The organism is Paenibacillus rubinfantis (genome assembly GCF_001486505.1).
GTDB lineage: Bacteria > Bacillota > Bacilli > Paenibacillales > Paenibacillaceae > Fontibacillus > Fontibacillus rubinfantis.
Genome location: NZ_LN909066.1, coordinates 1,385,590 through 1,397,451 on the forward strand (window position 1 = coordinate 1,385,590; position 11,862 = coordinate 1,397,451).

The window sequence follows — 11,862 nt, forward strand, 5'->3', positions numbered from 1 at the left end:
AAATATGTTGTTTTTATGACGGATATGTCGTTTTGGAAATGGCTCACTGATTTAACGCTGTAAAAAATGCCTTCAACCCGCTTTTAACCTCGACGTCCAAATAATGCCAGCGGATGCCCTGTACGGCTCCCTCGATCGCATAAAGCATGTTCAGGCAGGCCGTAGGGTCCAGCAGCTTAATTCTCTGGAACGCTTCTTTGCTGCCCATCGCAAACAGTTGTTCTGGCGTATTCACCCCAGCTTGCCGCAATTTGCGAGCAATGACCGTGCTGATATTCGGGAGGTCCTGAAGTTGAAGTTGCCGTTCCAAGGCGCTCATTCCCATCCCTACCCTTCCCGCAGTTGCCCTTGCCAAGCCGGCAGCCGCGCCATCTGGCTTCGGGCGGCGGACTCGGCTGCCTGTCCGTCCAGGCCTTGGGTACGAACGATAAACGCCGTCATGGATTTCAGCTTCTCCTCCAGCGACTGCATGGTCCCGTCCGGCCGTGCACAATGCACGCAGTAATCTTTACTCGTGTCGCCTAAAGCGAACTCAGACGGCTCCCGCATCGGCATGCCGCAGGCAATACATTTTTTCATAACTTGAACACTCCTTTTAAGTTGGTGTGGATTTCCCCCTTACCCCTAAGGCGCAAGCAAACTTAGATAATGCTCCAGCAATTCCTCCCCGTAACGCTCCAACACGGAGCCCTCCGGTGCAAACAGATCATCGTTTGCCAAATAATAATGGAGTAAACCGATCCACGTGTTGAACAGTAAATGAAGCGGTTGAGGTCGGATCATCCCCTCCTTCATCTCCCGTTCGGCGGCCGCGCAAAGGTGATGGGAGACCACCGATTGGATTGCCACTAACATTTGCCGCGATTCATTTGGCAGCATCCGGCTTTCCCGAACAAGCCTAGAATAGAAAGACTCCCCTTCCCGCAGCCCCGCCAAATGGGCTTGCAGGACCTCGCGCAAGCTGCTGCCCTGGGAGGCCAGCTCATGCAGTCGGCCGGCCGTTGTTGTGCCAAAGGTTTCGATCACCGCATTCAAAAGCGCCTCCTGCGTAGCGAAGTGGGCAAAAATCGTACCATGTGATACCCCCGCCTCTCGGGCGACATCCGCGGTTCGGGTGGCTAACAGACCTTCCCGAGCATACAGCGACAACGCCGTATCGATTAACCGCTGACGGGTCCGTTCCTTTTGCTGCTGGCGCTGCGATTTAACCTTCTCTCCGCTGCCCTTGATTTTCAAGGCTATTCCCCTCTCCGTTCGCATTTTATTGAGTTTAAACTCATTGAGTATGTACTCAATATAAACCAAAGGAATGGAATTGTCAAGTTTTGGATTTTAATTCCCATAACGAAAAAGAGTGTTCCCCCAAAGGAACACCCCATTTATCTTCTGCAATTTAGATATCAAACACGCTGCGCACCGTAAACTGCTCTTGCAGCTCCGCTAATGCCGTCGGTCGGCTCAGGGCGGATTTGGCGATGGTGACCGTTTTCCTCGCCCCGCCGGACAAATCGAAATAGTTGTCGCTAAAGATGGCGTCCAGCCCCGTAAAATCCAGTTCCACAAACCGAGCATACGCTTCCGAGGTCAGCGTGATCGTAAAGCGGTCTTCCGCCTCTGTGATCACAGCTTGGATGTTGGGATTGGCGAATCCGAAATGCTTCGCTTTGACGAACAGGACCGTGCCGCCGCTGACGATCTCCCCGTCTTCCACCCACGCATATTCGAGATAGGTCTTCCGCAGCTTTGCCTTGGTGCCCAGCTCTTCGGCAAAATCCAGCTGCTCCAATTCCACGCTGGTAAACGGAGCAACTTCCCCCGCCTGTTCTCCCTGACGAAGCACTTCGGAGCGAGCGTTCCGCAGCGACCAGACCAGCTTGCCCTTCACGGTCCGCTTGCTCTCGTTGGATACGTGCAAGGCGACCTGTGTGCCTTCCTCGCAGGCCGAGGCCAATACGGGCGCAAAAAAACGTTTGGCCTCATATTGCAGCGCCTTCCATCTGCCGTAATAATCGATGCTCGACCAGGAGGCTACCGGCCAGATGTCGTTGAGCTGCCAGTACAAGGCCCCCATGCAGCGACCGCGGTTGCGACGCCAATGCTCCACTCCGCATCGCATCCCCTCGGCTTGAATCAACTGAGAGGCATACAGCAGGGACGAGAAGTCCTTGGGATAACGGTACGTTTCCCCGATGTAGTAGAGGATTTTTTCGTTCCCTGTCCCGTTTTTCTGGTGAGATTCCATCACATACGAGAAAATGTTCCGGTCCTCCGGCAGCGTAAACGTCTCCACCGTCTTCAGCGACGGGAACGACTGCAATCCAAACTCCGACATATAACGCGGGTAGAGGGTGCGGTAGGCGGTGAAAGGCTTTTTACCGTGCCACACATCCCAGTAATGCATATCCCCGTAATTCTCGTCATTTGGCTTGTCGAAGCTCCCCTTCGAGGACGGCGAAGCCCGCCAGTAGAACGTATTCGGATCGATTTCCTTCGCGATCTCCGGCAATAGCACCTCATACATCTTGATGTAGTCTGCTTGCAGCTGCAGCGAGGTTTGCTCCGCCCAATTCCACTCATCCCAAGCCAGCTCCTGCTCGTTGTTCCCGCACCACAGCCCCAACGAAGCGTGATGGCGCAGCCGCTTCATGTTGTCGATCGTTTCCTGCGTGATGTTCGTTTTGAAATCCTCGGTCAACTCATAGACGCCACACGCGTACATGTGGTCTTGCCACACCACGATCCCGTATTCATCACATAAATCATAAAAATAATCCTCCGGATAATGCCCCCCGCCCCAAACACGAATCGTATTAAAGTTGGCTTCGGCACAGCTGCGGATCAGATGTTCCGTGCGCTCTCGGCTGCGTCGCGGAAAGAGGTTGTCCTCGGGGATATAATCCGCCCCCATGGAAAAGAACGGAATCCCGTTCACAACAAGCTGGAACGATTCGCCCCACTCGTCTTCTTCCTGTAGCACTGTCAGGGTGCGCAGGCCGATGCGCAGGTCATGCCGGTCCAGCTCCCGGCCTTGCTCGCTAAGCACAATCTCTACTTCGTATAGCGGCTGCTCGCCGAGCCCATTGGGCCACCACAGCTCTGGCCTCGGAATCTCCACCGGAATATGCAGCTCCTGAAGAGCGCCAACTGACCCAGTGGTTGTAGGCTCGATTTGCTCAGAAACTTGGGTTACCAGTCCTTCGCCCGATGGACGAGTCACACGGACCGCGATCTCCCGGTTCCCTTCCGCCCAGCTGTCTGTCCGCACGCGGACGTCCAAGTTAACCTTGTCAGGCTCGTGAGTTTGCGTGATGTACACATCCTCGATCCGGGAACGATCATACCCACGGATCGTCATGTCCCTCCAGATCCCAAGGTCCGGCAGCTGCGGCCCCCAGTCCCAGCCAAACATCGAATGCGCCTTACGCAGATGCGATATCCCCGGCACGGCGTCGGCACAGCCGATCAGCGGCCGTTCTGCCTGCTTGCGAAGCACATATTCCACCGGCGAACGCAAAATCACATGAATGTGATTCTCCCCGAGTTTCAGCAGCGATTTGATATCTACTTCGTACGTCCGGTGCATATTGTCTGCGTTCAGAATAAGCGTCCCATTCAAGTACACCTCAGCCAGGGTATCCAGCCCCTCGCAAAGCAGCACCACTTGGTCATGGGCCAGTGTGGACTCGTCCACCTGGAAAATCCGTTCATATTCATAATCGTATTTGGACAGCTCCAGTACTTCGTACTCCTGATCGCGATAATAAGGGTCCGGCATCTGTCCCGCATTCAGCAAATCGTAATATACCGAACCCGGCACGGTTCCCGGGAGCCATTCGGTCTGGTCCAACCGTTTCATCCGCCAAGCTCCACCCAAGTCGACAAGCCGCATCGTTTTGCCTCCTCATGTACTTTTTTATCCTAACTATGGTTTGATTGTACTAAAGAGGCGGGATAGTTTCTTGTATTGTCTTCACCTAAATCATGTGCTATTTTAACATCATCTTGTTGGGGAGAGGGGTCATCTATGCTGAAATATACCGAGGAAAACTACATTGATCCGGAGGTCCCGGTCAACCCGTTTCGGGTGGAGTCCTTGTCCCAGGTTTCGCCGGAGCATACGCATGACTTCTACGAGTTTTTCGTGATTGAGGCCGGGAGCTGCCGACACGTTGTGAATGGAGAAGCCCAATTGCTCCAGACGGGTTGCCTGGTCTTCATCAGGCCGGAGGATATCCATCGATACGAGCGGAACGGGGAGGAGGACTGCCGGTTTTACAATGTCCCCTTCCGGCATAGATTGATGGACGAAGCGCTGGCTTTTTTGGGGGAGGAGGAGATCGCCGAGCAGCTGCTGCAATCGCATCTGCCCCTGGTGGTCCTGCTGTCTCCAACCGAAGTGGGTGAATTCGTCGCCTTATTCGAACGTATCAAATTGTTGTCCTCCATCGACAAACCCAAGGCCCGTCTCGTCCTCAAAAGCGGGCTGATCGACCTGCTCACCCGTTACTTTTTCAACCCAAATCCGGTCAAGCAGGAGGAGATTCCGTTATGGCTGGAGCATGCCCTCGGCAAAATGCAGCTGAAGGAAAATCTCCACCGCGGGCTTCCCGCCCTGTACGAATTGTCCGGAAGAAGCGTCGGCCACGTGAACCGGGCTTTCCGCCGATATCTGCAGCAGACGCCAACGGAATATTTAAACCAGCTGAAGCTGAGCGCAGCCCGCAACCTGCTGCTGACGACAGAGCTGCGTGTGGTGGAAATCGCCCTGGAGTGCGGGTTCGAGAACGTCAGCCATTTTTACCATCAATTCAAAAAATGGTACCACCAGGCGCCGCTGGATTTGCGGCGAAACCGCCAGGCTAATCCCGTGGCGGCAGCGGGTCCTGAGGCAACGCAACGGCCGGAATAATTCCAGCTATGCATCGCTACTTCTTATCCACCTGCACCAATGTGACTGGTTTAATGGAGAACGTTCCTGCCAGCTTTTCCTCGGGGATCACGTTCAGCTTGATAAGCCCGGCGATTTTCTGAGCGTCCGCTTTGGAAACCAGCCGCCACACGCCAGGATCGGGGAGCGCTTCGTAAAGCTTGCGATCATCGTATTCCTTCCGCTCCTGGTGGATGGTTCTCACCCGAAAGTCCCCCACATCCAGCTCTGAAATGCCCTGTTCCTGAAAATGTTCCAAAATATCTCCACGCAAAGCGGCAAGCTCCTGTTCCGTTTCTTTCTGCAGCTGTTTGAGTTCATGATAACGACGCACTTTCTGCTCCATTTGTCCACACTCCTTCGGTGAGATCGTACCTTCCCTCATATATATGAAAACCGCCGCCGGCCTCATGCGCGCCGACGGCGGAAAGATCCAATCTTATTTGGTAAAGTCTTTGAAGATGCGGTAAACCACGGCAGCTGCCTCAGCCCGAGTCGTTGGCGATTCGGCCTCGAAGCGGTTCCCCGCTTTGCCGTTCATGACTCCAAGGCTCGTGACTTTGGCCACCGCCTCAGCGGCCCAAGCCGGAATGCGAGCTTGGTCGGCAAAGCTGTGATTGGCTCCGCCTCCACCTGCGGATTGGCCCAGGACCTCCAGCGCCTTCGCCAAGACCACTGCGATTTCACCGCGCGTAATCGGTTGGTCCGGCGCAAAGGTACCGTTGGCATAACCGCTGATCAGCCCTTTGGATGTCGCAATCTTCACGGCCTCTTCGTACCAGCTTCCTGCAGGAACGTCAAGGAAAGAAGTCTGGCTTGCTGCTTTTGGATCAGCCTTCAGTTCCAGCGCCCGTACTAGCATGGATACGAACTCGGCGCGGGTCACCTGCGTTTCGGGATGGAAGCTGCCGTCGACAGAGCCGGCAAGAATGTCCTTCGACGCCAGAATTTCAATGGCATCCACCGCCCACGCGAACTTCACTGGGGTGACATCGGTAAAGGTGACGTTCTTGGCCAGGTAGATATAACGGCTAAAGCCGTATAAGTTGGCAATTACCTTCCCGTCCTTCAATCTTCCGAAGAATTGGCTTAATTCGCCTTTGTCTCCCAGTTTGAAGAAGCTGATTTTTTCCCCGTTCATGGTCCCGGGGTTCAATGCTGTGAGCGGGATCGCTGCTTCGGCTGGCTTGCTGAGCGTGATAGGGTCCAGCGGTTTCCCGTCCTTCGTCAAAATGTTGATGTCATAATAGATCCCAAACGCTTGAATCCCCGCCGCCAGCTTCAATCCCTCCAGCAGCTTCTTCGTATCTTCCTCCGATGCCGGCGTGACTTGGACGTAAGCGGCATCCGGAGACGTGATCGCACCTTCTGGAATCGTCAACGTAAACCCATTTGGCAGCTTCACCACTGTCGGTTCGCCGGCCTTGATGGCTACGGCATCCTTAGGGATAACCGGTGAAGCTGGTGGAGTTGGCGTCGTTGTTGGCATAGAAGTGGAACCGCCGCTGCTTGATCCGCCGCCGCCTCCGCCGCTGCCGCCACCATTGCCTCCTCCGCCGCCATTGCTAGGCGGGTCTGCCGGGGTGACCGTGACGTAAACGGACTTCGATAAGCCTTGGGCCGTCACATCGATCGTGGTTGATCCGGCTTTCACGGCCGTAACCAACCCCGTACTAGATACGGTAGCAACCTGCGGATCCTTCGATTCGTAAACCGCATCCGTCACGGTTGCTTCGTTGCCTTCCTCATCCTTATACGTAACCGCCAACTGAGCGCTGGTTCCGGCTTTCAGGGACAAGGAAGCTGGCGTGACGGTCAACAAAGGTTCCCCTGGTTCCGGTTCTTCGCCGCCTTCAGCGGTAACAGTCACGGTTACGGTTTTGGAGAGTTCTCCATACTCAACCTCAACCGTCGTCGTACCTTCTGCGACCCCGGTTACAAGGCCTTGGTCAACCGTCGCGATGGCGGAGTCTGCCACGGTATACCCCGCTTCACTTGTGACGTCGCTCTCCTCACCGTTTGTCGCTTTATACGTTACGCTGAGCGCTTGGCTATCGCCTGCTTGAAGATCCAAGCTGTCCGGATTTACCCGCAGTTCTGGTTCTTCTTCACCGCCCTCAGCTGTTACGGTCACGGTTACGGTTTTGGAGAGTTCTCCATACTTAACCTCAACCGTAGTCGTACCTTCTGCGACCCCGGTTATGAGGCCTTGGTCAACTGTCGCGATGGCGGAGTCTGCCACAGTATAACCCGCTTCGCTTGTGACGTCGCTTTCCTCTCCGTTCTCCGCTTTATACGTAACAGTGAGCGCTTGGCTATCGCCTGCTTGAAGCGTCAGCGTCTCCGGGCTCACCCGAAGCTCCGCCTGCTCTTCGTGGCCTTCAGCGGTCACCATGACGGCAACGGTTTTCTTCAAGCCTCCCTGCTCGACCTCAATCGTCGTCGTTCCGACCACAAGGCCCTTCACGGTCCCGGCATTCACTTCAACGATCGCCGGATCGGTTACACGATAAATTGCTGCTGTGGTTACATCGGTTTTTGTTCCATCCGCCTCTATATACGTAACGGAAAGGGCTTGGCTTTCACCTACTTGAAGCGTCAAGCTTTCCGGTTCCACGAGAAGCTCCGGTTTGTACTCTACAACATGAGCCGGATCCCAATACCCATTGCCGGCTAAGTCATAGACGTAAACCTCGTAATAGTTTTCTCCTTCAGGAACAACCGGGACGTCGATTATGAAATTACCTTCGTTGTCGATCGTCCCTATGCTCGTTTCGACTTCGCCTTCTGCATTTTCATACAATGCCTCGACACCAATCACGAGATCCATATCCAGACCGGCGAACTTCACGAGATAATTGATCAACAAATCCTCTGTGACCTCGCCGGAGATAACTCCCGTCTGACCGGAGCTCTTCACTTTCAATGCCGGATCGTTAAGCTTGGATATCGGTGCTGAGGTGTCAACAAAGAACACGTAGGCTGAATCTTCGGATGGAACGGAATCGAACATGGACGTGCCGGTATAAGGGACCAGCAGGTATCCGCCATCCGGTAGCGCCATTTCCTGTAGATCATCATAGATCGTTCCGTCCCATCCGCGCACAGTATAACTGCCCGGATCAACGCCTGTATCTTCTTCAAGGATCACGCCCAGCCAATTTCCGTTTAGATCATGGACTTCCAACGAGAAATACTCGGCATATTCGTTCACCGTAAACGCGATATCCGTGGTATCAAACAGATCATCGTCGTTCGGCGAAATTGGGTTGTTCGAAAGCTCAACGTCCGTCACCACATCCACCTGTGGCGTATCGCCAACATAGACTGACAGCGGCAGGTTAATTACATGCCCGGTCGCCGTTTCAGTCAGGGTCACTTCGCCTTCGTACCGCGCATTGGCTGCTTCTTCCGGCACGACTACTTCGACATCGAAGCTCGTTTCCCCGCCAGCTGCGACCGCAGCCTCATCCGCAGACAAATTCAGGTCGATCGGTGTATCTCCATACCACTGCGAGCGAATGGTGTAGTTGGAGGACGCACCTGCGATGTCCTTCACGATCACCTGTTGTTCCGCGGAAAAGCCGTTACCTACATATCCAAACGACAGGCTGCCCGTATAATGGGTTTCCGGGACCTCCCCATCCACATATGGCGTCGAGTCCTCCACCATCGCTACCGCGTTGGCCTCTAGTACCTGATCCAATGCAATCCGTCCAGCTCCCTGATCCATATGCGTATAGCGGTCACCGTTTCGATCGCTCAGTTTCACCGTATTATTCATCAATAAGGACTTAATTTCATAAGGCGTGAGGCTTGGATATTTCTGCACCACCAATGCCGCTGCACCTGCAACGTGTGGCGCGGCCATGCTGGTACCGTTTTGGGCCGCATACCAGCCCTCGTACTCCGGCACGCTGGAGCGAATGCTCATCCCCGGTGCGGAAATGTCCGGTTTGATGTCATACCCCGGTTTGGCCGGACCCCGCGAGCTGAAGCCCGCCATAATATCTTCTTCCAATGTCGAGCTAAATTCAGCGGACAACTCCTGCTCCTGGAGCGCTTCCCAAATTCGATTCCCATAAGCTCCAGAGAGCGCGTAAATCGGGATGTTCACCTCCGCATCCCCCAACGTCCCGCTTTCCAATGCTTCTGGCGCATTGTTGAACACAATGGCCGCTGTCGCCCCTGAAGCTTGAGCGTTCTGGGCTTTCTCCGCGAAGGAAATTTCGCCGCGTTTGATAAAAGCAATTTTGCCGGTCAAATCCTTCCCTGCATAATCCCCCAGCTTCCCTAGTCCCACATCCACCAATGGGTAAGACTCGGTCAAATTCTCAATCCCGGCGGACTTATCAAACGTCTCCATAAAAAAGCCTTCGTCGCCCATCGCCGCAATCTGCATGATCGGCGTGATAAGCGGCGGCTTGGAGGCACCGACGGTGATCGCCAGCTCCGAGCTGCCCGGATCGGTGACGGTTGCTCCTCCAGGTCCGGAGTTGCCGCTGGACACGACAGCCACAACCCCCGCCTTCATCGCATTGTTGACCGCAATCGAATCGGCAGAACGCTGGTTATTGGTGTTCGAGCCCAGCGAGAGGTTAATGACGTCCATACCGTCCGCCACAGCTCGCTCGATCCCGGCGATCACATCCTCCGTCGAACCGCTGCCGTAAGGCCCTAATACCTTATAAGCGTAAACTTCTGCTTCAGGTGCAACCCCTTTGACGCCGGCGAGTTCGTCTTTGCCTATGCCGCGTCCGGCTACAATACCCGATACATGGCTGCCATGCGAGGTGTAGTAAGCTCGACCGTCTTCATCCACCTCAGGCAGCGACGGATCCTCGGCTAGTGCATCCAAATAATCCTGCTTCGTCGTTTCATAAGGCTCAGAATCCTCGTTGACGAAATCATAACCCCAGTATCCCTCAGGAATCGCTCCCGCCAAATCAGGGTGGTCCTTCGCCGCGCCGGTATCGATGACCCCGACTTTGATCCCTTGGCCTTCGGTTCCCTCTTCCCAGAACTCGCCGCTGCCGATAAACGATACGCTGTCCAGCGGTGCGGCAGGAGCCTCTTCCTCCTCCGTGGCATAGACGGTTTCATTTGGATAAACCGCCTTGACGCCCGGAAGCTCTAACAGGCTTTCCACCTCGTTTGCCGGAATCGTTAGCGAATACCCGTTAAAAATATTTTCGTACTCGCGTTTAATGTTCGCCTTCAGTTTCCCCACGGCTTGCGCCTTAAACGTTTGCTGCTGCAGATCAATCGCTTTTCTATGGGAGCTCAGCGATTGGCTTGTACGCATTTTGCTCTGCGAAACCTCAAACACCTTTAAAGGCGCTTCCTGCAGCTCGACGATCACCGTTGTAGGTTCACTGCCGTCCGTAAGCGGTACGAAGTTCTGTGGTTGAACCGCTGACGCTTCAGCATCCCCGCGCTCCAGCTTCAAACCGCTGTCTTTGGGCAACGCTTGCCCGGAAACCTCCCGCTTCTCTCTCCCTTTCAGTTGAACCTTCGAGGCTTGCTCACGCAGCACCTCCTGCGTCAAAGCGTTCTGATTCAGCAGGGGAACGCCATCCCTCTTTCCGTCGGCTCCCGTCAAAGCGCCGCCTTCCGCTCCCGCCATCGGCAGTAGCAGCGTAAACGCCAAGATGAAGCTTAAAAATCCTGCGACGACTCTCTTGCTCAAACTCTCATCTCCCTCACCGTTCATAGTTTTCAAGGAGCCTATACAAGTTGCTAACTTTATATCTATTGGGTGAGGTTTCGATATATTCCCATTTTCATGGTGAGAAAGCATTAAAAGGATAAAAAAATACGCCCACCCAATTCAGGTAAGCGCATCCATATGTAGTAGATTCGGTTATTCCGCCATTGCCGCGAACAGCTGCTTCTTCAGCTCCCGATTTTTTTCGATGAATAGATCATTATGCGAAGAGACCATGCCGTAGGCCTCCGCCTCCGGGTTAATATATTGCTTGGCTCGGTTGACAGCATTGGCCGCATCTTGAAAAGCCCCCGCGATCAGATGAAGCTTGCCTTCATAAGACAAGATATCCCCCGCAGCGAAAATCCCCTCCACCGAGGTCTCGCTCATGGCCGTACCCTTGATGCCGTACTCGTTGGCCATTTCGATCCGGACTTCGCTGTTTTCCAGCAGCGCTTTATCCCGTTCATACCCGTGACTGACCACAACCTCATCCACTTCCAGCTCGACGATCGAGCCATCCTCATGGTTTTGAATCCATACGCTGCGGATCGAATCCCCGCTTTTGGCGCCGGTCAACTTCACGATCGATGTGTTCAACAGGCAGGCCACATTGCTCTTCATCAGCTTGGTCACCTCAGCCTCGTGGCCTTTCAGCGTTTCTTTCCGATACGTTAAATAGACCTTCTTCGCAATCGGAGCCAGCTCGTTTGCCCAATCGATCGCAGTATTCCCACCGCCGGAAATCAGCACGGTTTTGCCCTTGTACCGCCCCAGCGATTTCACCGTATAGTGAAGATTGGTCACCTCGAACCGTTCCGCCCCCTCGATATCCAGCTTCGTGGGCTTCAGGATCCCGCCTCCGATGGCAAGAATGATCGTTTTGGAATAGTGCTCAGCTCCCGATGAGGTATGCAGTGTAAAAATGCGATCCTCGCCCCGGGATATCGAAGTCACCTTTTCCCCTAGGACAACTTCGGGTCGGAACGTCAGTCCCTGCTCGATCATTTGCTGGATTAGCTGCTCCCCGGTGACCGGCGTCTGGCCGCCGATGTCCCAAATCATTTTCTCCGGATACACATTCACTTTGCCGCCAAGAAAAGGCTGAAACTCGATCAGCTTCGTCTTCATCTCGCGCAAGCCGCTGTAGAAGGCGGAGTACAACCCAGCTGGGCCTCCTCCAATGATCGTGACATCATATACGGTTTGTTCCATCGTTGTTACCTCT

8 protein-coding genes are annotated in these 11,862 nt (G+C 54.4%); 1 reads left to right on the forward strand and 7 read right to left on the reverse strand.

Translation table 11 applies throughout. The features are described from left to right. Positions 1 to 43: 43 nt before the first annotated feature. The 4 genes from BN3277_RS23810 to BN3277_RS23825 all read right to left on the reverse strand — a co-directional run bounded on the left by BN3277_RS23810 (position 44) and on the right by BN3277_RS23825 (position 3,889). Complete coding sequence (locus BN3277_RS23810; RefSeq protein ID WP_232436501.1) at positions 44 to 325, reverse strand: TfoX/Sxy family protein; 282 nt, start codon at positions 323 to 325, stop codon at positions 44 to 46. A gap of 2 nt (positions 326 to 327) precedes the next feature. After that, positions 328 to 579, reverse strand: coding sequence for a zinc ribbon domain-containing protein (locus BN3277_RS23815; protein WP_059046950.1), 252 nt, complete (start codon positions 577 to 579; stop codon positions 328 to 330). A gap of 45 nt (positions 580 to 624) precedes the next feature. Then, the gene (locus BN3277_RS23820; RefSeq protein WP_198342966.1) at positions 625 to 1,236 is read right to left on the reverse strand and encodes a TetR/AcrR family transcriptional regulator; all 612 of its coding nucleotides are present in this window, start codon (positions 1,234 to 1,236) and stop codon (positions 625 to 627) included. A 157-nt stretch (positions 1,237 to 1,393) separates the two neighbouring features. Continuing rightward, positions 1,394 to 3,889: a beta-mannosidase gene (locus BN3277_RS23825; protein WP_059046953.1), complete on the reverse strand. Its 2,496-nt coding sequence runs from the start codon at positions 3,887 to 3,889 to the stop codon at positions 1,394 to 1,396. Between the two features lie 135 nt (positions 3,890 to 4,024). Here BN3277_RS23825 and BN3277_RS23830 point away from each other — a divergent pair, with 135 nt between their 5' ends. Further along, positions 4,025 to 4,909, forward strand: coding sequence for a helix-turn-helix domain-containing protein (locus tag BN3277_RS23830; protein WP_059046955.1), 885 nt, complete (start codon positions 4,025 to 4,027; stop codon positions 4,907 to 4,909). Between the two features lie 16 nt (positions 4,910 to 4,925). Here the strand turns inward: BN3277_RS23830 and BN3277_RS23835 are convergent, their stop codons facing one another. The 3 genes from BN3277_RS23835 to BN3277_RS23845 all read right to left on the reverse strand — a co-directional run bounded on the left by BN3277_RS23835 (position 4,926) and on the right by BN3277_RS23845 (position 11,849). Continuing rightward, a complete protein-coding gene (locus tag BN3277_RS23835; RefSeq protein WP_059046956.1) occupies positions 4,926 to 5,273 on the reverse strand; it encodes a hypothetical protein in 348 nt (115 codons plus the stop codon). 93 nt (positions 5,274 to 5,366) lie between these two features. Beyond that, the gene (locus tag BN3277_RS23840) at positions 5,367 to 10,616 is read right to left on the reverse strand and encodes a S8 family serine peptidase (protein WP_059046958.1); all 5,250 of its coding nucleotides are present in this window, start codon (positions 10,614 to 10,616) and stop codon (positions 5,367 to 5,369) included. Positions 10,617 to 10,790: 174 nt separating this feature from the next. Then, positions 10,791 to 11,849, reverse strand: a complete 1,059-nt coding sequence (locus tag BN3277_RS23845) for an NAD(P)/FAD-dependent oxidoreductase (protein ID WP_059046960.1) — start codon at positions 11,847 to 11,849, stop codon at positions 10,791 to 10,793. Positions 11,850 to 11,862: the final 13 nt, after the last annotated feature.